19 protein-coding genes and 1 pseudogene are annotated in these 24,187 nt (G+C 39.1%); 17 read left to right on the top strand and 3 right to left on the bottom strand.

What is annotated here, in order from left to right; genetic code table 11:
• The 7 genes from IQ236_RS15705 to IQ236_RS15735 form a co-directional block, all read left to right on the top strand.
• The coding region (locus tag IQ236_RS15705; protein WP_322744197.1) for a hypothetical protein at nucleotides 1-454 on the top strand (454 nt) is incomplete at its 5' end.
• A 151-nt stretch (nucleotides 455-605) separates the two neighbouring features.
• Nucleotides 606-2,849 carry a cation:proton antiporter domain-containing protein gene (locus tag IQ236_RS15710; protein ID WP_193870151.1) on the top strand — a complete coding sequence of 748 codons (2,244 nt, stop codon included), beginning with the start codon at nucleotides 606-608 and terminating at the stop codon, nucleotides 2,847-2,849.
• Nucleotides 2,850-2,890: 41 nt separating this feature from the next.
• Nucleotides 2,891-3,532: a Uma2 family endonuclease gene (locus IQ236_RS15715; protein ID WP_193870153.1), complete on the top strand. Its 642-nt coding sequence runs from the start codon at nucleotides 2,891-2,893 to the stop codon at nucleotides 3,530-3,532.
• 61 nt (nucleotides 3,533-3,593) lie between these two features.
• Complete coding sequence (locus tag IQ236_RS15720; RefSeq protein WP_193870155.1) at nucleotides 3,594-5,762, top strand: GNAT family N-acetyltransferase; 2,169 nt, start codon at nucleotides 3,594-3,596, stop codon at nucleotides 5,760-5,762.
• On the top strand, nucleotides 5,762-6,235 hold the full coding sequence (locus tag IQ236_RS15725; RefSeq protein WP_193870156.1) for an ASCH domain-containing protein: 474 nt from the start codon (nucleotides 5,762-5,764) through the stop codon (nucleotides 6,233-6,235). The genes IQ236_RS15720 and IQ236_RS15725 overlap by 1 nt, the downstream gene beginning before the upstream one ends.
• Before the next feature lie 18 nt (nucleotides 6,236-6,253).
• Nucleotides 6,254-7,894: an McrB family protein gene (locus IQ236_RS15730; RefSeq protein WP_193870158.1), complete on the top strand. Its 1,641-nt coding sequence runs from the start codon at nucleotides 6,254-6,256 to the stop codon at nucleotides 7,892-7,894.
• On the top strand, nucleotides 7,895-9,082 hold the full coding sequence (locus tag IQ236_RS15735) for an McrC family protein (protein ID WP_193870160.1): 1,188 nt from the start codon (nucleotides 7,895-7,897) through the stop codon (nucleotides 9,080-9,082).
• 71 nt (nucleotides 9,083-9,153) lie between these two features.
• Here IQ236_RS15735 and IQ236_RS15740 read toward each other — a convergent pair whose 3' ends face one another.
• Entirely contained in the window at nucleotides 9,154-11,274 is a 2,121-nt protein-coding gene (locus tag IQ236_RS15740) for a DNA-binding protein (protein ID WP_193870162.1), read from the bottom strand.
• A gap of 500 nt (nucleotides 11,275-11,774) precedes the next feature.
• Here IQ236_RS15740 and IQ236_RS15745 point away from each other — a divergent pair, with 500 nt between their 5' ends.
• The 5 genes from IQ236_RS15745 (at nucleotide 11,775) to glgB (ending at nucleotide 18,147) form a co-directional block, all read left to right on the top strand.
• The gene (locus IQ236_RS15745; protein WP_193870164.1) at nucleotides 11,775-12,554 is read left to right on the top strand and encodes a Tic22 family protein; all 780 of its coding nucleotides are present in this window, start codon (nucleotides 11,775-11,777) and stop codon (nucleotides 12,552-12,554) included.
• Between the two features lie 18 nt (nucleotides 12,555-12,572).
• Complete coding sequence (gene prmC / locus IQ236_RS15750) at nucleotides 12,573-13,463, top strand: peptide chain release factor N(5)-glutamine methyltransferase (RefSeq protein WP_193870166.1); 891 nt, start codon at nucleotides 12,573-12,575, stop codon at nucleotides 13,461-13,463.
• Between the two features lie 71 nt (nucleotides 13,464-13,534).
• Nucleotides 13,535-14,122, top strand: a complete 588-nt coding sequence (locus IQ236_RS15755) for an L-threonylcarbamoyladenylate synthase (protein WP_193870168.1) — start codon at nucleotides 13,535-13,537, stop codon at nucleotides 14,120-14,122.
• A 145-nt stretch (nucleotides 14,123-14,267) separates the two neighbouring features.
• A complete protein-coding gene (locus tag IQ236_RS15760) occupies nucleotides 14,268-15,182 on the top strand; it encodes a sensor histidine kinase (RefSeq protein ID WP_193870170.1) in 915 nt (304 codons plus the stop codon).
• A gap of 646 nt (nucleotides 15,183-15,828) precedes the next feature.
• Nucleotides 15,829-18,147, top strand: a complete 2,319-nt coding sequence (gene glgB, locus IQ236_RS15765; protein WP_193870172.1) for a 1,4-alpha-glucan branching enzyme — start codon at nucleotides 15,829-15,831, stop codon at nucleotides 18,145-18,147.
• Nucleotides 18,148-18,320: 173 nt separating this feature from the next.
• On the opposite strand, the gene IQ236_RS15770 is transcribed toward glgB, so the two are convergent.
• Nucleotides 18,321-18,695 carry a group I truncated hemoglobin gene (locus IQ236_RS15770; RefSeq protein WP_193870174.1) on the bottom strand — a complete coding sequence of 125 codons (375 nt, stop codon included), beginning with the start codon at nucleotides 18,693-18,695 and terminating at the stop codon, nucleotides 18,321-18,323.
• A 150-nt stretch (nucleotides 18,696-18,845) separates the two neighbouring features.
• Here IQ236_RS15770 and IQ236_RS15775 point away from each other — a divergent pair, with 150 nt between their 5' ends.
• The 4 genes from IQ236_RS15775 to IQ236_RS15790 all read left to right on the top strand — a co-directional run bounded on the left by IQ236_RS15775 (nucleotide 18,846) and on the right by IQ236_RS15790 (nucleotide 22,494).
• Entirely contained in the window at nucleotides 18,846-19,214 is a 369-nt protein-coding gene (locus IQ236_RS15775) for a DUF2237 family protein (protein ID WP_193870176.1), read from the top strand.
• Between the two features lie 51 nt (nucleotides 19,215-19,265).
• Nucleotides 19,266-19,535: a hypothetical protein gene (locus tag IQ236_RS15780; protein WP_193870178.1), complete on the top strand. Its 270-nt coding sequence runs from the start codon at nucleotides 19,266-19,268 to the stop codon at nucleotides 19,533-19,535.
• A gap of 17 nt (nucleotides 19,536-19,552) precedes the next feature.
• A complete protein-coding gene (locus tag IQ236_RS15785) occupies nucleotides 19,553-20,227 on the top strand; it encodes an energy-coupling factor ABC transporter ATP-binding protein (protein WP_193870180.1) in 675 nt (224 codons plus the stop codon).
• A 113-nt stretch (nucleotides 20,228-20,340) separates the two neighbouring features.
• Nucleotides 20,341-22,494, top strand: a complete 2,154-nt coding sequence (locus tag IQ236_RS15790; RefSeq protein WP_193870182.1) for a pentapeptide repeat-containing protein — start codon at nucleotides 20,341-20,343, stop codon at nucleotides 22,492-22,494.
• Nucleotides 22,495-22,684: 190 nt separating this feature from the next.
• Here IQ236_RS15790 and IQ236_RS15795 read toward each other — a convergent pair.
• Nucleotides 22,685-22,813 (bottom strand): annotated as a pseudogene (locus IQ236_RS15795) (transposase); the annotation flags it as partial.
• Nucleotides 22,814-22,843: 30 nt separating this feature from the next.
• On the opposite strand from IQ236_RS15795, the gene IQ236_RS15800 reads away from it, so the two are divergent.
• Entirely contained in the window at nucleotides 22,844-24,094 is a 1,251-nt protein-coding gene (locus IQ236_RS15800; RefSeq protein WP_193870184.1) for an RNA-guided endonuclease InsQ/TnpB family protein, read from the top strand.
• Nucleotides 24,095-24,187 lie beyond the last annotated feature (93 nt).

Raw genomic sequence — 24,187 nt, forward strand, 5'->3', positions numbered from 1 at the left:
CCCTTCTCCTTCTCCAACACCCCCTCCCTTACCGGCTCCGATTAGTACCTTAAAATTACAATCTTTTATTCAACTGGGAACTCCTACAGCCAATTCAACCCCGATCATTCTCCTTCAAGAATTTGGGAAACCGGCTCTCAAAGGAAATGTACCACCGGGAACAGTCTTTCAGGTTCAACAAAAACAATCTACTCCTGAAGCCGGAATTTGGATAGAAGTCAAAATTTGTTCCCTTCCTAATCCTACAGATGGACAGCCTTTGAATGGGAACTCCCCTGAAGTTGATTCAACGGTTATACCCCCTAACCCTGGGGAACCTCTGGATACAACGACTACTCCCCTCCTAAAAGTGGAAGATGTGGGCTGGTTAAAGGAACAAGACGTGAATAACCATTTGATTCCTAACTTTACCCCCAGTACAAAACAGAAGGGACAGTGTACATTAGCACCGTAATCAGTTATCAAGTATCCGCATCATCAGTTATCAAGTATCCGCATTATCAGTTATCAAGTATCCGCATTATCAGTTATCAGTTATCAAGTTAACTGTTAGCTGCTGACAATTGCTTTCCTATTCCCCATTTTCTATTAACTGATTACTGCTTATGGCAACTGAACCAAAATTTATATTAGATTTAGTCACGGCTTTGGGGTCGGCGACCGTAGGGGGGTTTTTAGCCAATCGTTTGCGTCAACCTGTACTGTTAGGTTATTTATTAAGCGGTTTAATTATTGGGCCCTTTGGTTTAAAGTTAATTAAAGATGTCCCTCAAATTCAGTCTTTAGCTGAAGTGGGTGTCGCTTTTTTATTATTTGCTCTAGGCGTAGAATTTTCTATTGCTGAACTGAAACGAGTTAAAGATATTGCCTTAAAAGGAAGTTTATTACAAATTGGTTTAACAACGGCTGCAATTGCACTCATATCCTTAATATTCGGATGGGCAAAGACACCCATCGAAGGCATATTTTTAGGGTTTTTACTCTCTTTATCCTCTACCGCAGTTGTTCTTAAAACGTTAACAGAACGGGGAGAAACCAATACCACTCATGGTCAAGTCATGTTAGCAATTTTAATTGCTCAAGACTTGGCATTAGGGTTAATGTTAGCAATTCTTCCCGCCTTAAGTCAACCAGGATCGGCGTTAGGAATAGCTCTATTACAAGCAGGATTAAAAGGGGTTATTTTTATTGCTTTTGCTATTTTTGCTGGAATTTGGTTAGTACCCCCGTTAATCAAAACCATTGCAGCAACGGAAAGTTCAGAGTTATTTTTATTATCGGTAATTGCTTTATGTTTAGGGGTGGCATTACTTACCGATGCTTTAGGATTATCGATTGAAATGGGGGCGTTTATTGCCGGATTAATGATTGCTGAAGTTGACTATTCTGATCAAGCATTAGCGAAAGTTTTGCCCTTGCGAGATACCTTTGCAAGTCTATTTTTTATCTCGATAGGAATGTTAATTGAACCATTAGTAATTTTAGATAATTTTGGACTGATTATTTCGTTAGTTTTAATTGTCATGTTAGGAAAAGCCTTAATTGTAGCTCCGATTATTTTAGGATTTGGCTATTCCTTTAAAACCGCAATTATTGCCAGTTTAGGATTAAATCAAATCGGAGAATTTTCCTTTGTTTTAGCTCAAGAAGGGTTAGACTTAGGAATATTAGGAGAGAAAAAATATTTATTAATTATAGGAACAACAGCAATTACATTAGTCTTAACTCCAGTATTATTAAAAGCTGCGCCTCAATTAGCAGATCAAATTGCAGCGTTACCCAGAATTAGCAATTTTTTAAAGAAATTTCGAGATGTGAAAGCCATCGCCCTTCCCGAAACCTTACAAAATCATGTGGTTGTAGCCGGATATGGACGGGTGGGACAGGTGTTAGTTAATATGTTAAGAAATCAAGGACAAACGGTGTTAGTGATTGAAAATAGTGAAGCTGCAATTCAAAAATTAAGACTACAACAAATCCCCTATATTTTTGGTGATGCTGACTCAGATTTAGTCTTAGAAAAAGTTCATTTAGAACGGGCTAAAGCTTTAGCTGTCGCCCTTCCCGACCCCGCCAGTACCCGAATTTTATTACAACGGGCGTTATCTCTCGCCCCCGATTTAAAAATTGTGGTTCGCGCCCATGAAAATATGGAAGTTGAAATTTTAACTCAATTAGGAGCGTGGGAAGTCGTACAACCGGAATTTGAAGCCGCCTTAGAAATTGGGGCTAATGTATTAGCTGTATTAGGAAAAGATACAGATATTATTCAATCAGTCATTCGGTCAATTCGTACCGGACGTTATCGTAGTGTTCTCCCTGAAAAAATCACGAATTTAGAATTAAGAGCATTACAGGAAGCAACGGAAAATTTAAACACAAATTGGGTGGGAATTCACCCTGATTCTCCTTTAGTGGGGTTAACCTTAGCTAAAGCAAATATTCGTCATCTCACGGGGGTAACAATTATGGAAATTGAACGGGAAAACGAAAGGTTAAATTATCCAACACCGGATACTGAATTTCAAGTCAATGATAGAGTTTTAGCCGTCGGTTCAAAGGATGAAATTGATCTATTTAAAACCTTAATGGGTCAAGCATCATGGTTAAGCCGAGATAAAATTCGTTGGGTTCCTTTGGAGGAAACTTCCCCTTTAGTGGGTTTATCATTAACACCTGAAGAGTTAACCGATAATTCAACCGGAATTATTGCCATTAGACGACAAGGAAACCTTTATAAATCGGTCAATAAACCCTTTAACTTAAAAGAGGGGGATGTTGTATTATTACAAACTCCTTTAGAAGACGTGGAAAAATTGATGCAGGAACGCTCAGTTAGTCCTGTTTAAATTTGTTAAAATAAAAGCGATCGCTGATCAACAATATTATTATGAGTCCTATTCAAACCCAACTCCCAACCGATACCTGGGTAACAGCAACCTGGGAAGAATATCTCGCTGCATTGGATGATCCTGCCTATGCTAAAGCCAGAGGTTACTATTTTAATGGACGCATGAGGTTAGAAATGTCACCCCTAGGAAACCCCCATTCTCGTGATCACGCCACCATTATTGCAGCCCTTTATCTATTTGCTGCATTGCGGAATATTGATTTAGATGCTCATGATAACTGCACCTACCGTAAACGAGGGTTTGATGACGCACAACCGGATGCTTCTTTTTATATTGGTGAAAATGCAGAAATCATTCCTTGGGAAACTACAATTATCGATTTAGATCAGTTTCCTCCCCCTGATTTGGTGATAGAGGTTGCCTATTCTTCTTTAGCAGATGATCAAGGGGAAAAACGCTTACTTTATGAATCTTTAGGGGTGAAAGAATATTGGATTATTGATGTACAAGCCGTTAAAATAATAGCGTTTAAAGTTGAAAATCAAGGAAGTTATAGAATTAAAGAATCTCAAGTTTTACCAGGGTTAGCAATGGCGATATTAGAGGAAGCGTTTCGTCGTAGTCGTCAAACGAATCATGGAAAAGTGAGTGCTTGGTTGTTATCACACTTTCAGGGTTAGTTACTATAACTTTAACTAACCATAGCTAAGAGTCAATTAAAAATCAGAGGGCAGTACAAAGATGAAAGATACAGATAATATTCAGATCGAAGTCATTGATGAAAAATCTCCTTATTTAGAAACTGTAATCAAGTTAGGTGATACCAATACTAAAACATTGGGGTTTTTTCCGAAAGGTGCATTTATTGAACACGCGGTTAAAAAAACTATTATTGTTGCTATTTCGCCCCAAAAAGAATGTATTGGTTATCTTTTATATAAAACTAAAGAAAGAGACAACAAGCGAATTAGGCTGATTCATTTATGTATTAGTGAAAATTGGCGTAAAAAAGGAATACCTGAACAATTAGTTAACCATTTAAAAAAAATTACTGATACTGATAAACAATATGAAGGTATTGGTTTAACTTGTCGCAGAGACTTCAATTTAGATCACTTTTGGCAAAAGTTAGGTTTCCTCCCCCAATATGATAAAGAGGCAAAAACAAAAGGAAAAGAAAACACATATTGGTGGTTTGATTACGGACATCCTAATTTATTATCAATGCTAAACGTGAGCAACAGAGAATCTAAATTATCTGTTGTTATAGATGCACCAATCTTTTTTGAAATAGCGGAAGAACAAGATAATCCAGAAAATAAAGATTCAAAATCTCTTATGTCTGATTGGTTAGAACCTGAATTAGATCTATGTTTGGTAGATGAAATTATGAATCAAATAAATAAGATTACTGATTCTAAGAAAAGACAGCAATTAAGAAATTTTAATACAAATTTTAGTAAGGTAAGTCATATAAATTCAAAGCTAGATGAAATTCAAAATAAATTAAAAAAAATTTTAGAAACAAAAAATGCTAATTTAGATCAATCAGATTTTCGTTATCTTCAAAAAACCTTGGCTTCTGAAAATTATATTGTTGTTACTAAAAACTCAAAATTATTAAGAATAAAAGATGAATTTTATGATCAATTTAAAGTATCTATTGTTGAGCCTGTAGAATTAATCCTTAAAATAGATGAGATTCAGAGCAAAACAGAGTATCAACCTATCCGTATGGCAGGAATGTCAATTACAAAAGTTCCTGTTCAATGGGGAGAAGAAGATTTGCAAAAAATATTTTTATCAAATCAAAATCAAGAAAATAAATCAGAGTTTGTCCAAAAAATCAAGAGATTTTTGACAGATAAGGACAAGTTTGAATGTTGGAATATTTTAGAAAAAAATAATAAAATTGCTTTGTTAGTATATGGCAAACACAAATCAAATGAACTAGAAATACCTCTAATTAGAGTTCTTGATGATAATCCTATTGCTAATATTATGATTAGTCATTTAATTTATAAGTCTATTTTTGATAGCACTAAAGAAGGGCGAAATTTTACAAGAATCACCGATCCTTACTTATCCGAAAAAACAACTAAAGCGATTCAAAAAAGTTCTACTTTTAACCAAGTTTCTAACGGTTTGTTAAGAGCTAATCTATTGATCGCTGATACAGCTTTCCAGTTATCTCAACAGTTAAATATAATAGCTAAACAATCTTCTAAAGATTATGATTTCTGTACTAAAATCTCAAAGTTACTATCTAATGACGAAAATCTGAAAGAAACAAAAACTATGTGGGACATAGAAAAAATGATTTTTCCAGCTAAAATTATTGATGCTAACATTCCTACATTTATTCTACCCATTAAGGCTACGTGGGCACATCATTTATTTGATTATAAATTAGCTAATCAACTGTTACCTTTATTTTTTCAATCTGATAATAAACTGTCACCTTTCTTTGTTAAAACCGATCTTGCCCTTAATACAGAAGCAGTGTATTATAAATCTAAAATGGCTCCTAAAACTCTCAAACCAGGAGTTTCAGGAAGAATTATATGGTATGTGAGTAAAGATGAATACTATCAGGATACAAGCTGTATTCGTGCTGTGTCAAGGCTTGATGAAGTTTTATTAGGAAAACCTGAAGAACTATTTCGTAGATTTAAAAATTTAGGTATATATGAATGGAATGATGTATTAGATGTAGCTAAGGGAAATTCTGAAAAAGAAATTATGGGAATTAAATTTAGTCATACTGAACTCTTAAAATTACCTATCCCATTAACTGAAGTCCAAGAAATTTTAGAGAATAAAATTACAATGCAGTCTGCGTACTATGTTCCCAAGGAAAAATTTGCTATACTATATTGCCGAGGAAATCAATTAAACACTAAAAAATAATGCCTAATAATATATTGCTACTTTCAATAAAGCCCGAATATGCTGATAAAATTTTAGCAGGTAAAAAAACCGTAGAACTGCGCCGAGTTCGTACTCGTCTTGAAGCGGGAGATTTAGTTTTGGTATATGTTACATCTCCTAAGCAAATTTTAGTTGGTTTTTTAGAAGTAGAACAGGTAATTACAAAAAATTTACCTCAAAACAAGAAAGATTTATGGGAACAAGTCAAAGATAAAGCTGGTATTTCCCATCAAGATTTTAAACAGTATTATCAAGGTGCATCATTAGGTGTTGCTATTTTTTTTAAGCATAAAGATATTTTTCATCAACCCATTAAGTTAACCACTCTTAAAAAAAAGTTACCAGCAATAAATCCCCCTCAAAGTTATCGTTATATTACAGATTATGAATTTAAAGTTATTACTAATCTCGCAGAGAAAACCCTATTAAAAACAAAAAACAAACTTCAATAAATAAAATTTAAACTAAATATGAGTAATATTCAAGATCAATTTACTGAATTATTTTCAGAATTTATAGACTCCTATCCTTATTCTGGGGATGGTTTACGACATATAGGAGTATACGACCAACAACGTCAACAAGGTTGTCGAAATTTTAAAGCTATTGTTGCTGCGGCTGATGCGGGAGAAGATGTAACTGATTCTATATTATTACAACTACTTCCCCATACTGATTCTCCAGCTAATCGGAAAAGAGGAGCATGGATACATATTGCACCTGCACTTGCTACAGATGTTAGAAAGAAATTTGAGGCTGCAAAATGGACAAAATCAGAAGAATGGCCTGATATTGCTCAAGCAATTCTTAATTTTGTTCGCTGTTGTAATGATGACCCAAATAAACTTATTGATGCTTGCAATAATTTCTCTAATTTACCTTACTCTAAAGGGTTTCAGTCTGGGATGATTTCTCCGATTCTAAATGCACTACGACCCGATCATTTTATTTTGATTAATAAGAAATCAAGAATAGTTATTAACTATTTTGCTCAAACTTCTTATACTCAGCAGTTAATTGATTATCCCGATATTAATAACACAGGAATAAAACTGATAAAAAAGCTCGCTTCCGAAATGCGTCAGCCAGGTAGACCTGCTTTACGAGATGATGATCTGTTTGATATGTTTTCTCATTGGTTAGTAGCTGTTAAAATGTATAATTTTAGCTCTATTTATCCCTCATCATTGAATGAAATTATAACTGATATTAAAAAATCAGATATTGAAGAACAAAACTTACAACCTGAATATACTTTAGATCAATGTTCTGAAGAAACAGGAATTGATGAAACTGAACTTCAGAGATGGGTAAACAATATTAACCGTAAAGGAAAAATTATTTTACAAGGGCCACCCGGAACAGGAAAAACCTTTATTGCTAAAAAATTAGCTGAACATTTCACTAGAGGTAGAGATGGTTTTTCAGAAATCATTCAATTTCATCCTTCCTATAGTTATGAAGATTTTATTCAAGGGATACGTCCCCGGACTGAAAACGGACAATTAACTTATGATCTCGTCCCTGGTCGGTTTTTAGAATTTTGTAAAAAAGCCACATCTTATGATGATATTTGTGTTTTGATTATTGATGAAATTAATCGAGCAAATTTATCAAATGTGTTTGGAGAATTAATGTATTTATTAGAATATCGAGATCAAGAAATCTGTTTAGCGGGTAGTAATGAACCCTTTAAGATTCCTGAAAATGTTAGAATTATTGGAACTATGAACACCGCAGATCGTTCTATTGCGTTAGTTGATCATGCGTTGCGTCGTCGTTTTGCTTTTATTAAAATTGCTCCAAATTACAATATTTTAAAACGTTATTATGAAGAATGTTTTATCAACTCTCCGATAGATCAACTCATTCAAGTTCTTCAAGATATCAACAAAATGATTAATGATCCGAATTATGAAATCGGGATATCATTCTTTATGGTATCCAATATTAAGGATAATCTTCAAGATATTTGGGAAATGGAAATTGAACCCTATTTAGAAGAATATTTTTATAATTCGCCGGATAAGATAAAACAATTTCGTTGGGATAAGGTTGAAGTTACACTGGATTTATTAAACTGGGACTGGGACTACTGGGGTGAAACGTAGATGAAAATAATTGAACTGATAGAACATCAATCTAAATTCTTTAAACTAGAGGAATTAGAAGAAGCGATCGCAGATCTCATTTATCATAATTATTCTAAATATATTGAGATTGAGTATCCATCCCCTAAAACCCAGAAACAATATAAACTGACCGCTAAAAGTTATGTGGGTTTTATTCCCTTAACCCCTGATATTGAGATTATCCTAAAACCTAAAGTTCCCCTTGCTAATTTATTTAGGATGTTGGAATATACTTATAATTTAAAAAGTTTTCAATTCCTAGACGGAGCAGTTAACTGTGAAACTATCCCAGAATTTTATAACCGATTAGCTGATATTTTAACACAAAAAATATTAGAACAAAGCCGAAAAGGATTTTATCGAGCTTATGTTAAAAATACGGAACTTTTACCTTATATTCGGGGAAAAGTTGATTTTCAATATCAATTTAAACATCCGGGGACAGTTAAACTTTATTGCGAATATAATCAGTATACGGCTGATATTGAAGAGAATCAAATCTTGTTATGGACATTATATATTATTGGTCGCAGTGGGTTATGTTCAGAACAGCTATCAACAACCGTTAGAAAAGCCTATCATACCTTACAAGGTTTAGCGACTCAACGACCTTTTAAGGGGGATGATTGTATTGATCGATCTTATAATCGACTAAATCAAGATTATCAGATATTACATAGTTTATGTCGATTTTTTTTAGATCATTGTGGAGTAGCCCATCAAATCGGAAATTATCAAATGTTTCCTTTTTTAGTTAGAACTGATATACTCTATGAACGCTTTGTTTATGCTTGGTTAAAGTTCCATCTTCCTGCTAATTTTGAAATTAAAGCTCAAGAAATTGTTGATTTTTGTAAAATTATAGAGTCTAAGATTGATTTAGTGATTTATGATAAGAATACAAAGAAAGTAAGCTTTATTCTCGATACTAAATATAAAATTCCTGATTCCAAACCGTCAAATTCAGACATTTATCAAGCGATCGCTTATGCAACTTTTAAAAAGAGTCAAAATGCTATTTTAGTTTATCCAAAACCTTTAAATCAACCTTTAAATTGTCTATTTCCTAATAGTTTTATCCAGTTAAAAAGCCTCACCTTTTCTTTAGAAGATGATTTAGAACAGTCTGGTCAAAGGTTTCTCAAAGCATTATTAAATCCTGAGTAGAGACGCGCCATGGCGCGTCTCTACCAAATCTTATTCCCTGTTTCCTAGTCTATAACAGATAACAAAACCCCTTAAAGTTTGCCAAAAGCACCCCAAATTAAACCCGAAATCATTCCCCAAATACTGCCAATTCCAGCCGATACAATAATTGAACCTATTAATAAAGAAGTTGTACCTGTTGTTGACGAAGTATCTAAAACATTGGCAAACGTTGTTGCTCCTAAAAGCCCTAATCCTGCGCCAGAAATTGCTCCTAAAAAATTACCCCAAATTGCACCAATAAAAGCCCCCCTTCGTCCCGATAAATGCAGAGATAAAGGTAAACTAGGCGCCCCTCCAAACATTCCAAATAAACCTCCCGCTAAAGTACCCCCAATGGTTCCAACACCCGCCGCCACAATAGTAGTCGCAATGATTCTGAGGGTAATTTCCGAGAAAGATGATGTTGAATTAAGATTAGGTTGTATCGCTTCAAATTGCTGCCACCCAACAGCTAAAATTCCTAATCCCATTCCGCCTAATGTTCCTAAATATGACCCCCAAACTCCTCCCACAAAAGCACCTCGTCTTCCCCACAACCGCCCAATATTAGGGAGGGATAAAGGAGGTTTAAATAAATGCCAAATAGCACCCCAAACCATGCCCATTACAGCCCCCCACATTAAGGTTTTACCAATCAAGGGTTCCTGTTCCATAACACCAAAGATTAATCCAGCAATGACCGCCGCAATAAAAATCCCTGACCATCCCCCCAAAATTAATGCAATTCCTCGATTTATTCCCCCAGGGGGAGGCAAATACACACTAATAACTACCCCTAAAAAACTCCCCCACATTGCGCCTACGATTAAACCGCCTAAAATTCCTTGTTTCCCATCTACAAAAGCAAAAATTAGCGCAATAATTGCGGATAAAATTGAGGTTCCCCAGAGTCCCCCTAACACAATTCCTGCCAATAAACTTCCGAATAAATTTTGTAGGTGTAAATGAGGAATTTGGGACAAAACTAATGATTTTTTAGCCGTTGGTGAGGGAACACTAGAACGATTTATCGGTGAAAATAAAGGACGCTGAACTGGAGCGGGTTTCGTGTTTAAGACTCGTTTGCGTTTGCGTTTGAGGGGTTGTAAATGTTGTTTTTGGGTAACGGCTTGACGGGAAGGAAAGGGATCTCGCCCTCCTAATTTTTCCGTGCGATCGCACCAAGGACAATCCTTTAAATGATTTCCATACCGATGTTCTAATTGTTGACTACAGGTAATTAAATTCGCTTCAGCTTCCTTTAATACCATTAACCAAGTTTTAGCATCGGGTCGAGCTTGAGGATTATTAAATCCGGCTTCAAAACATTGAATAAATAATTCCCGTATTTTTGGATATAATAATTCAAACGGTGGTGCAAAAGGCATCGGTTGATAGGGAACCTGTCTTGTCCCATAGACAAAATGACCCGCTCTCACCCTAGACTCAATGGCTGGAGGGTCGCCACTTCCTTGATAAACCCCGGAAAACGGGTGTGTTCCTTCCATCAACAGCAGAAAGATTAACACCGCCAGTCCAAACCGATCTTGTTCTGGGGTGCGGTTTAACTCCCGAAAGGCTTGACCTTGGAGTTCTGGAGGGGTAAATTCGGCTTTACCGACGGGACAGCGATAAATCAACCCCGTATCGGGATCTCGAACTTGGAAAGAGTCGGTATCAACCAGGGTAACTAAGGCGGTATCACTAACTAAAATATTAGATTCATTAACATCTCCAATCACATATCCACTACTATGTAAATCGGCAAAAGATGCAACTAAATTGCGGGCGGTACGATGGAGATATAAATAATTAAATAAAGGTTTTTGTTCGCGGCGACTTTTAGGAGTATAAAAAATATGAATAGGGGTAGCTTTATTAACGCGCGGCATTAAATAACCCAGAATTTGCCGTTTATGATCGGTGGTATGCAGCAGGTCAATGGGCCATGCGATCGCCGTCATTCCGGGGGAAACCATCGCCGTTGCGGGGGGATAGTTATACATGACGGTGAGTTTATCAGCGTCTTCGTCAGTAGGTTTATGGTAGATTTTGGCAACTAAATTCGGATCTTCTAAAACCCTATAGATGCGTCCTTCTCCCCCACTCCCTAGAGGGGTGCGGGTATCAAGGGTAATGGTTTGTCCGTTGAACTGGCGTTGCAGCCGCATAGCAAGTTAGGGGTTGAACCGTTGCACCTGTTGAATGGTACTTAAAGCATAGCGCGTTGAGGAACAGGGCAGATTAAAGCATTTGCACTCTTCCTCTGACGGGTAGCCCTTGATTAAACCGTTAAAGAAGAGTTGGCCATCGGTATTTTGCAAAATAATGTAAACTTACAAATATTTCAGTTAAGGTAGTTTAATTAATCTTAACTTGCCTTTAAAGGCGGGTTGGTGACTCAAAACGGTATACCCCCTGAACAAGAAGGATTCAATTCCCTAAACTCAGGCTAATATCAACCGCGTTCTTCCGACGAGTTAGGTTAAATACTTTTCTCCTAGAATTTTAAAGCCAAATTTTGGGGAGAAAAAACAACAGCCTGATCGTCGGTAGAACTTAACCAGGGAAATAACCGTTGTCCGACATTAAGCTTTAAACTTAATGAGTTCAGTGGTCAAAGCGACATCCCAGAATAAAAAAAATTATTGAATTCAGACTCGGAGACATAATGAGATCAATTGTTCGTTTGGGCGCGGTATTGGGAATTGTGGGCAGCACATTCTTGCTGAGTCCTGACCCGACATTGCGTTGGTTTGCTTCTCTTCCTATGGGAACTCAACCCGCTTATGCACTGCCCGAAAACCAAATTCTGGAGAAACTCCGCTCCATTCCGGTATTTACCATTACCGATACACAGGGAGCTCCTTTAGTCGCTACTGTACCCCAAGCCGATAATAAAAAAGCGTCCGTTGCGGGTGTGTTTATTAGTCGCAATGATGCTGTTGCATTTGTGGATAACTTAAAAACTCGTAATCCTCAGTTGGCTTCCACTGTTCAAGTCACAACGGTTTCCCTCGGTGAAGTTTATCGCATGAGTCAGCAAGCTCAAGGAAATCAAGACGACATTCAGTTTGCTTATGTCCCGGTTCAAAAACAGGTGGATTTAGCCAAGTCTGTTCTCCAAGAAAATGGACAATCAGTTAACGAGTTTAACGGTGTTCCGTTGTTTATTGCTAAGGGGGGGCCAGATCAAGGCTACCTCACGATTCAAAATGGGAATGAACAGGTGATTCCAATCTTCTTTAATAAAGAGGATCTCCAAAATATGTTGACTCAATTTAAAACGCAACAACCTGATTTAATCTCCAGTATTAAAATTGATGTGGTTAATTTAGAAGGGTTGTTAGATGCCTTAAAACGGGATAATGATCAATTTTTAAACCGAATTGTACTCATTCCGCCTCGTGAAACTTTAGAGTATTTGAAACAAAATCAACCCCGTCGTTAATTAATTTAGGAACTGGGGATGATACAGGAAACCATATCAGGGTGGCAACTGGGACAATGGTTAGAGGACGCAAAGGCAGAATGTCTCGTCCTTGGAATTTCTGCTCATGAAGTTCATTGGTTTGTCCAAGAGTTAACGGGTTTGGATCGGTTGACTCTACGTTTACAAACCTTCAAACAGCAACCCTCTGTTCCTCTCCAGGTTCCTTGGTCAGAATTAACTCAACTTTGGCAACGACGCCTCACCGAACGCATCCCCGTTCAATATCTCGTGGGGGTGACTCATTGGCGTCAGTTTACCTTAAAGGTGTCTCCTGCGGTTCTGATTCCTCGTCCTGAAACGGAGTTAATCATTGATTTAGCTCAATCTGCGGCTGAAAATCTGGATCAGGATGGGATTTGGGCGGATTTGGGAACGGGAAGCGGTGCGATCGCTATAGGTTTAGCAGATATTTTTCCCCGTGCTGAAATTCATGGGGTGGATACGAGTTTAGAAGCTTTAGCGATCGCTCAATATAATGCTGAAACCACAGGGTTTGCTGACCGGATTCAATTCCATCACGGCTCCTGGTGGCAACCCCTAGATTTTTTACAAGGAAAACTCACGGGAATGGTCTCTAACCCCCCTTATATCCCCTCTAACCTGATTCCAACCCTACAACCGGAAGTTGCCCACCATGAACCTACCTTAGCCTTAGATGGCGGTGGTGATGGCTTAGATTGTATTCGCGATTTAGTGGAAACAGCCCCCCGTTATTTGCGCTCAGGGGGCCTTTGGATTGTGGAAATCATGGCCGGACAAGGAGAAGCCGTTGCAGGACTCTTACAGGCCCAGGGAAGCTATTCTAAGATTAAAATTATTTCTGACTTGGCAGGATTCGACCGTTTTGTTATAGCGTATTTGAAATAATTGTCCTAAACCTCATAACTGGTACAGACGTGCCATGGCACGTCTCTACACTGATAACTGATAACTGATTTATGGTTCAAGTTTCTATTGATGCGTTAATTGATGTGGCGATTTCGGGTGATGGGGTGGTTAGTTTCCCGACCGATACTGTACCGGCTTTAGCTACACGTCCTGATCAAGCTGAATTGATTTTTCAGACAAAACAACGCAGTCAAGATAAACCGTTAATTTTAATGGGAGCTACACCGGAAGCCTTATGGCCCTATGTGAAGGGAACAGTAGAAGAATTATTAATTTGGCAACAAATTGCTCAACAGTATTGGCCTGGGGCGTTAACGTTGGTGTTACCTGCTTCTGAAAAAGTTTCCCCAGCGATGAACCCAATAGATCCCTCTACTATTGGTATCCGGGTTCCCAATTGTGCGATCGCTCAACACATTTTATCCCGTACTGGCCCGATGGCAACCACCAGCGCCAATTTATCAGGACAACCCCCCTTATTAACACTGGCAGAAATTAATACTCAATTTCCCGATGTTGTAACCTTGTTTTCCTCAGAATGTGATGCAACCCTAACCGCTTCCACTATCCCTTCAACAGTAGCGAAATGGCAAGGGAATAGTTGGAAAATCTTACGACAGGGAGCGATTAATTTATAGCGTTAAAAATCAATTTTTTTTCAATTAAGTCATCTCTTCCGTGACAACTGATAACTGATAACTGATAACTGATGACTGATTACTATTCCCTGCTATATCATGATCCTGATAGGGCTAACTTTATAGAGTGAGTGAGACTAGACAGATGGGTTGGAGCGAATTTGTATATTTAGGGTTGGGGTTGGGGTTAGGCATCGTCTTAGCTCGGCTATTGGGGGGGAAAGGAAAGCAATCATCTGAGTCCCTGACCACCGATGACTCCGCCACAACGAGCAATGATGAACAACAGGTGCAAGCCCTCTCTCATCAATTAAAACAAACTCAACTCGCTTATCAAATGGCGGCGGAGATGAGTTTATTTAAAGCGGGATTTTTGGCTCGGACATCCCATGAGTTGCGATCGCCTCTCAATAGTATGATTGGCTCATTACAATTGATTTTAGGGGATCTGTGCGAAAGTCCAGAAGAGGAGCAAGAATTTATTCAACACGCTCACGCTTCTGCTTTGAAAATGGTGGAATTATTAGATCAAGTGATTTTTGTGTCTAAAACAGAATATGGCACAGAAACAATGGATATTCATGAGATTCAATTAGCTAAAGTCCTGGATGAAGTGGAAGATTTAACCTGTATGCAGGCGGCAAATCGTAGTATTCGATTAAAAATTGAACCCCCCGATGAAGATATTTATGTTTTAGCCGATTTACCCCGATTGCGACAAGTTTTAGTGAGTTTAGTCGATACTGCTATTGCTCAAATGAGTGAGGGAAGTGTAAAGGTTTCTGTCCATCCGTCTCCAGAAACAGGATTTATTCATATTTGGGTTGAAGATCAACGTCCCATTAGTGCTTGGAGTGAGTCTTGGGATTTATTAAAATCAACCTTAGAAAAGGATCAAACCCCTATCAATCAAATGACATTATCCCCAGGAATGCGGTTGTTAATGAATCAAACCTTATTAAGTTTAATGAATGGACGTTTAGAAGTTTTAGCAATTCCTTCAGAGGGAGAAGAGTCTAATTTTAATCGGACTCAGTGTTCAATTCCGATGGTTAAATAAGTCAGTTACTAAAATTTTCAATATTTACAGGATTCTCTAAATATTCTCGATTTTCGTTTAAATCTTGTAAATCCTTAAATTCTTATATTAGAACCTCATGGCAACTTTCATAGCCTACCCAAATAAGAGCCGGGAATCTCGAACAAAAATTCAGGGGTTAAAATTGTTAGGATTTCTATTGTTATTAAGTATTCCGACTCTGATTCTCTATATCCTCAAATTAAATATCCTTTTCTCGAAAGTTTTTTAGCATTATTAGATAAGTATTATCAGGTCAAAATTACAGCCGTTGATTATGAGAAAGATCCACAGGCTAGATGAGTTGCCTCTGGATATCAGACAATAGGATTGTCCCAACTGTAACGCTGATCATGGTAGAGACGAAAACGCTTTCAGATAAAAAGGCATCGGGTTGAGAAGTCACCAAGCCCATACTGTACTGCCAGGTCAGTGTGGTTAGTTCACACTTAATTGTGGTAAAGATCTAAAAATCGAGTACCATAATCCCAACTCCCAACCTGCTATTCGATGGGAATTCCCCAAAAATGCAGCAGGTTTGCGGTTTTCTGAAACTGTTAAAAAATGTAAAGTAATAGCAACCGTAGCGTCGATTAGTAACCCGTTTGTAGTAGAGCAGTAGAGACTCATGACGACCATTGCGATTGATCAAGTTAACAAAATTGTCTGGAACCACCACCAAGACCCCTTTGAAGTGCTGGGGGCTCACCAAATTGAACAAGACGGTAAAACGGTGTGGGCAGTCCGAGCTTATTTACCCAATGCAGAGGCGGCATGGGTTCTCTTGCCCGAACAACGACAGGAATACCCGATGGAGTCGGTACATAACCCTCATTTCTTTGAGTGTGTCATTGATATTCCCGAACTTGCGAACTATCAACTGCGAATTAAAGAAGGTGAACACGAACGGGTCGTTTATGATCCTTATGCGTTTCGTTCTCCCCAATTTACCGACTTTGATATTCACCTGTTTACCGAAGGCAACCATCACCGCATTTATGAAAAATTAGGCGCTCATTTAACGAGTGTCAATGATGTATCCGGGGTCTATTTTGCGGTTTGGGCTCCCAATGCGCGCAACGTTTCCATTATTGGGGATTTTAACTATTGGGATGGACGCAAACACCAAATGCGGAAGTTAAGCAATGGGGTTTGGGAACTGTTTATTCCTGGGTTGGGAGTCGGAGAACACTACAAATATGAAATTAAAAACTGGGAAGGACACATCTATGAAAAAACCGATCCCTACGGGTTTTATCAAGAAGTTCGTCCTAAAACCGCTTCAATTGTTGCTAATTTAGATACCTATGAATGGCACGATCAAGATTGGCTCGAACAACGACGCCATAATGATCCCCTCAAATCTCCGATTTCCGTTTATGAATGTCATTTAGGCTCTTGGAACCGCGCTCCTTTCGATCAACCTCATGTCTTACCCGATGGAACCGTTGAAACTGCTGTACAAGCCACTGAGCTTGATCCCGGAGGTCGTTTTTTAACCTATCGGGAACTGGCAGATCAGTTAATTCCTTATGTTAAGGATTTAGGGTTTACCCATATTGAATTATTACCTATTGCTGAACATCCTTTTGATGGGTCTTGGGGATATCAAGTCACGGGATATTATGCCCCCACGTCCCGGTTTGGCAGTCCTGAAGATTTCATGTATTTTGTGGATCAATGCCATTTGAATGGTATTGGGGTGATTGTGGACTGGGTTCCGGGACATTTCCCTAAAGATGGACACGGTTTACCCTTCTTTGACGGGACTCACCTGTATGAACACGCTGACCCCCGCAAAGGCGAACATAAAGAATGGGGAACCTTAGTGTTTAACTATGGTCGTAACGAAGTTCGTAATTTCCTGGTGGCTAACGCCCTATTTTGGTATGACAAATATCATATCGATGGAATTCGGGTAGATGCAGTCGCTTCCATGCTGTATCTGAACTATTTACGTCCCGATGGTCAATGGGTGGCGAACCAATATGGTGGTTGTGAACATATTGAAGCGGCGGACTTTTTACGCCAAACCAACCATGTTTTATTTAGTTATTATCCAGGAACTGTATCCATTGCAGAAGAATCTACCTCTTGGCCGATGGTGTCTTGGCCGACTTATGTGGGGGGGTTAGGATTTAACCTGAAATGGAACATGGGATGGATGCACGATATGTTGGATTATTTCAGCATGGACCCTTGGTTCCGTCAGTTCCATCAAAATAACGTTACCTTTAGTATTTGGTATCACCACAGCGAAAACTTTATGTTGGCGCTCTCCCATGATGAAGTGGTGCATTGTAAGAGCAATATTACCAACAAAATGCCGGGGGATGATTGGCAAAAATTTGCTAATGTCCGGTGTTTGTTTACCTATATGTTTACTCACCCTGGTAAGAAAACTTTGTTCATGGGAATGGAGTTTGGTCAGCGTCAGGAGTGGAATGCTTGGGGAACTTTGGAATGGGAATTAATGCAATATCCCGCCCACCAAGGTATTAAACGGTTATTCCAATCTTTGAATCAACTGTATCGCAATGAACCTGCATTATATGAGCAGGATTTTGCTGAAGCCGGGTTTCAATGGATTGATTGTACTGATAACCGTCATAGCGTGGTGTCGTTTATTCGTCGGGCAAAAGATCCTGAAGAATTTGTTGTTGTGGTCTGTAATTTTACCCCTCAACCTCATAGTCATTATCGCATTGGTGTGCCTGAACCTGGATTTTATACCGAATTATTTAATAGTGATTCGGGTGAATTTGGCGGCAGTAATATGGGGAATTTAGGTGGTAAATGGACTGATGAATGGTGGTTCCATAATTATTCCCATTCGTTGGATTTATGTTTACCTCCTTTAGGGGTTCTGGTTCTCAAATTAGACCGCCCGAAAACAGAAGCTGCACTCCAAGCTGATGCGGTAGAAGTAACCTCTATAGAAGCCTAGGGGATTCTATCAACGATGCTGTACTGAAAACAGCGATCGCTATTGTTAAAAAAATGGCGATCGCTGTTAATTAATAGTAACAAAATTAAGATATTATCAGGGGTAACTCAAATAAAAACAAGCTTGCTTTTGTTTGAGCAAAATCCTAGAAATTGAGGAATCAAAATCAGGTTTTAATGGTTCAGTACATCGCTACGATGCTGAGGAGCTCCGGCTACTGACATCACTTCAGCAATCAACTCTTCAGCAATTCCCAACTCCTGAAGTGTTAGCTCTAAATTTTCAGCAATGGCATCAAAATGTTCCCCTCTTAAACCTTGCTCCTCTACCAAATGTTTGTGAGCTTCACGCATCGCCCGTCCATCATACTGAGGTGCTCCCCCAAAGGCATAAGTTAAAAATGCTCGTTGATGGCTTTTTTGTTTGACCATATCCATGCCATCAAAGAAGTGCTTGATCCGATCATCCTGCAATACACGATCATAAAAATTATCGACAGCTAGTTTAACGGCTTCAGCACCACCAAGCTTTTCATATAAAGTTGACATAGCTTGTTTGTCCTCAAATTTTGACATACTGATCTTAACTTAAATTTTATTTATATTAAATCAAGACTTCGGACAGTTTTTAAGCCGCTAAAGTATTGATGGTATTATTGAAGAAAAACAAGACCCATAAAAAATAATCAGGAACGAATCATGGGAGAAGCCAGAAATGTTTTAGGTGGCGAATTAGAATTGTGTTGCTCTGATCCGATAACCGGATTTTATCGGGATGGGTTTTGTTATACTGGGGGGCAGGATTTCGGGGTTCATGTGATTTGTGCCCAAGTTACCGCAGAGTTTCTGGAATTTACCAAAGCCCAAGGAAACGACCTCAGTACCCCAGTTCCCGCCTTTGGCTTTCCTGGGTTAAAACCGGGCGATCGCTGGTGTTTGTGTGCCTCTCGTTGGCAAGAAGCGATGGATGCAGGTGTGGCGCCTCCTGTGGTGTTAGAAGCCACTCACGCCAGAGCCTTAGAAGTGGTTTCTCTCAAGGAGTTAAAACAATATGCCGTTCAGGGTTAACTGAAAACGATATAGTAAGAAATTGAAATTCTTAACTGTTTTTGAGATCCTATGTTCACCGTAGACATTATTGTTAAATACACTCCCATCCCGTTGTCCATTCAAAAAAAATCCGCCGAGGATGCGGAAGCCATTTACAATCACGTTTTAGAGGTCTTACGGGGCGGAACAACGCAGGTCTTAGAATTTACTTGCGATAAGATGACCGAGAAGAAATTAGCCATTCTCAGTAGTGAAATTTCTGCGGTACAAATTTCTGATAAACAGGGAGGAAATGCCACCGGAAGACCCCCTGGGTTTGTTGGTTTAAAGGCAGAATAGAGGAAATTACAACGAGCATGGAATCTTCCAGTCCAGCGATACGGGTACAAGACCTATGCTTTAGTTGGCCAAGCGGGGCGCAGGTGTTAAAATCCTGTTCCCTAGATGTCCCCCCAGGAGAATTTTGGATGCTTTTGGGGACAAACGGAAGCGGAAAGTCAACTTTATTACGGTTATTGGCCGGATTATTAAAGTCTCAGTCGGGGGAAATACAAACCCAAGGACGGGTGGGGTTTGTGTTTCAAAATCCTGATCATCAGTTAGTGATGCCAACGGTTGGGGCGGATATTGCCTTTGGATTAGTTGAGGATCAATTACCCTGGATAGAAGTGAAACAACGGGTAGAAGATGCCTTAGCGGCGGTTAAATTATTAGAGTTACAACGTCGTCCCATTTATGCTTTAAGTGGAGGACAAAAACAACGCATTGCGATCGCGGGTGCATTAGCCAGACATTGTGAAGTTTTACTCTTAGATGAACCCACCGCTTTATTAGATCCTGATAGTCAAAATGATTTAGTGATTGAAGTTCAACGGTTAGTCAAAACCAGAGGAATAACAGCACTTTGGGTCACTCATCGTTTAGAGGAATTAAATTATAGTGATGGCGCGTTTCTATTAGAAAATGGTGTAGTTGTGGGTCAAGGTGATCCAGAACCCTTGAAGCAGCGATTAACTCAACAACAAAAATAAATCAAGTTTATTATAGCCAGTCTCAATGAATTGTATATTCATAGCGAGTCGAGGTAGTTTATTTCTTCTCCATTTTGTTAATCTTAACGACCCATATCAGGGAATATTGAACTATGACAAGCCCTACTGTAGGTAGAGACACCGATCAATCTCAATCTCCTTCATCCTGGCCAGAGGTTTCCTCCAAGGCTGTACCCTTTTGGGTGCGGCGTTGGGGGGCGTTTGTGGCGGAGGTTTCCTTAGTTGCGGTCAGTGGGTTAATTCCCTTTACCCTGGGCGTTGTCTGCAACCGCAGTCCTCAACCCGTCCCTCTAAATCCCGTTGTCCGGGTGACATCCCAAACCGTTGCGGCGACATTGGGAATTCCGGTGCGCGATCGCAGTCCCAAAGTAGCCCCCTTAACGAATCTATTGTGGTCGGGTGCATTACTTTTACCCCTGGTTGTGGGAGGATGGCAACTTTATCTATTAGCCAAACGGGGTCAAACCTTACCTAAATTGTGGTTTGGGGTACAGGTGATTAATCCGAATGGTTTTTCCCCAGGATGGGGACGGGCACTCCGTCGAGAATTAATCGGACGTTGGGGGATTCCATTCGCTATTGCTTATGGTCTTTGGCAAGTCACGGGGGCCTATCCCAATTTATTAATTTTAGGGGCTTTATCCGGTGTCACCTTATTAGGAGATGCGTTAATCGCCAAACGATTTCAAGGTCGGACTGGACATGATTTATTAGCAGGAACTTCCGTACAAGAAGCCCCCCCTATTTTAGTGTTTAATCCCTTTACTAATTATGATTGGGTCGCAGAAGATGATGCGGTTCATGCCCTTGTTTTCACCCCAGAAACCCCGAAATCGGAGTTTAATTTATGGACGTGGATGCGTCAACATCCGGGGTTAACTTTAATTATTGTCAGTAGTGCTAGTATGGCAGCAGTATTAGGAACCTTTGTCGGGACTCAAATTTATATTCAAAATCAAGCCAATCGTCGAGAATTTCAACAACAAGATAACGAAGTTTTTCTGGCTTTAGTCAGTAAATTATCCCCTAACGCTTCTACGGATGTTGCTCAAAAACGGGGGGCAATTTTAGCGTTAGGTGCGATTAAAGATCCCCGTGCAATTCCCTTATTAGTGGATTTATTAGCTCAGGAACAAAACCCCGTCTTAATTGATGTTATCCAACAAGCATTAGTCAGTACAGGCCCCAAAGCTTTACCGGATTTAAGAAAATTAAATCAAGCTCTAAAAAATGATTTAGATTCGATGCAATTTGGGGCAGAAAATCAAGAAAAACTTTTAACGGGGCGACGACAACAAGCCACCCAACGGGCGATCGCTAAAATTCTAAAAGTTTATGGCGGTTTTGTTTATAATGTTGATTTAAGTCGCATTGATTTAGGACAAAATACAACCCCACCCGTTCAATTTACTTTAGTTTTAGAACAAACTGATTTATCGGGAATTAACTTTAAAAATACCAGCCTGACGAAAGCCAGCTTGAAAAATAGTCGGTTTGCGAGTGCGGGTGAAGATGGACGGCTAGGAACCTTTGATGATTGGATTTCAGATTTAAGTGGGGCTGATTTAACGGAAGCTGATTTAACAGGTGCTTTTTTAAGTAATACGTTGTTAAAATACAGCAACTTTTTAAAAGCAAATCTTAATAAAGCTAATTTATCGGAAGCTGATTTAACGGGAGCTAATTTCAGCAGTGCTAAATTATTAGGAGCAAATTTCCAACAAGGGAATTTGACGGATACAAAATTTACAGGTGCGGAATTATCCAGCGCTAATTTCTCAAAAGGGAATTTAAAGTTAGCTCGGTTCAGTGAAGCTAAAGCTCCGGGTGCTAATTTCCAATTTAGCAATTTAAGACAAGCTAATTTCAAAAATGCTGACCTATCGGCGGTGAATTTTATGGGAGCAAATTTGCAAGAAGCCGACTTAACCTCCGCTAAACTTACCGGATCTAACTTCAAAAATGCCCGCTTGCAAGATGCTAATCTAAAAAATACTAATTTAAGCTTCGTTAATTTTCAAGGAGCCAAATTAGACGGAACCAATTTTAAAGGCGCAATCTTTGTTTCTCCTCAACAAAATAAATCCGATCAATTTATTTCTAAACCCGACGAAACTGCTCAATCAAACCGTCTCAAAAATGTAGATTTTAGCAACGCAATTAATGTGGATGAGAAGCAAATTAATTACATTTGCGCTCAAGGTGGTATTCACCCCGACTGTCCACCGCCACAAGGTAAGAAATAGGGAAGCAGAGGGAGCAGGGGGAGAAGAGGGAGCAGGGGGAGAAGAGAAGATCCTTGACACTCCGCACTCCGCACTCCGCACCCGACACAAGAAAAACTTGGGAAGCTTGGTAGCCTCGTCTATAAGCGAGCGAGGCGGAAAAGCGACTCAAGTAGTTTTAACTACCAGTCTAGTAATGATGTGGATCTTCAATATGGATTGGCATCGTAGGAGGAAACTCAATAAATAGATGGACATGATCAGGGGCTATCTCACAAGCCCGAATATTCCATCCTTTCTCCGTTGCTAAATCTTGCCAAACTTGATAAAGCCTGTTCCGAGTTGACAAGTATACAGAAAACGACAAGGTATGTATGGATGTCAAGTTAACTTAATTCACGTCAACCCACAGACTAGAGCGGTGTGCGAATATCTCTGCTCCGAGTCAAACAAGGTCTACAATTGCGCTCTTTACTACGCAAGACAAATGTTTTTTAAAACAGGAGCATTTGTTAAACGGGCTGCGATTTGTTCTGAAATGTCTCAAAATTCCAATAAACATTTCAAGGCAATGTATGTTTCATCAGCCCAACAAACCTGTAATAACGTAGCGGAGGCAATGAGTTCTTACAAGGAACTTCTTAAACTTTGGAGAAGTGGGAAATTAACAGAAAAGCCCCGTCCTCCTAAATATAGAAAGAAAGGGCTTTTCACAGTTTCCTATCCCGTTAGATGGCTAAAGTTAACTCCAGAGGGAATTAGAATTCCACTGGGGCAACAAGTAAAAGCATGGTTTGGGATAGGAGAGATTTATCTGCCCATGCCATCAAATCTGGAATGGAAAGATATTAAAGAAGTTCGGATTTTACCTCGAAATCGTTGCTTTTACGCTGAATTTGTTTATCCTGTCAAAGCAGAAAAGATTCCAGTCAATCCTAGCTATGTTTTAGGAATAGATCATGGTATTAATAATTGGCTGACTTGTGTAAGCAATGTAGGAACCAGTTTTATTGTTGATGGTAAACATCTTAAGTCTTTAAATCAGTGGTACAATAAACAAGTCTCTAATCAAAAACAAGGTAAACCCCAAGGTTTCTGGAGTAAATCTTTAGCACTTGTAACTGAAAAGCGTAATCGACAAGTTAGAGATGGGATTAATAAAGCTGCAAGATTGGTGATTAATCACTGTCTTAAAAATAACATTGGTCGCATTGTTTTTGGTTGGAACCAGGGACAAAAAGACGGTGCTACCCTTGGAAAGAAAGGGAATCAGAATTTTATCCAAATTCCCACCGCTCGGTTGAAATCTCGAATTCAAGAACTTTGCTCCCGTTACGGAATTGAGTTTATTGAAACAGAGGAATCATATACCTCGAAAGCTAGTTTTCTTGCTCAGGATTATCTCCCTGAATTTGGTGCAAAACCCGACAATTGGGAACCGTCAGGAAAGCGAGTTAAACGAGGTTTGTATCGTACTGCATTGAATCAGTATATCAACGCTGATTGCAACGCATCGGCAAATATTCTTCGCAAAGTATCGGCAACATTAGGATTAAATCTTGATGGAGTTAGTAGTGGCGCATTGACTACGCCTTTAAGAATTCTTTTATGGAACTCTTAAGAATCCCCGTCTCTTGACTAGCGGGGAGTGTCAACTGTTAACAGTCAACGGTCAATCCCCTTCAGTGGTAAGCTAAGGATTGGCCTAAAAACT

This window comes from Planktothrix mougeotii LEGE 06226, from assembly GCF_015207485.1.
Classification (GTDB): Bacteria; Cyanobacteriota; Cyanobacteriia; order Cyanobacteriales; family Microcoleaceae; genus Planktothrix.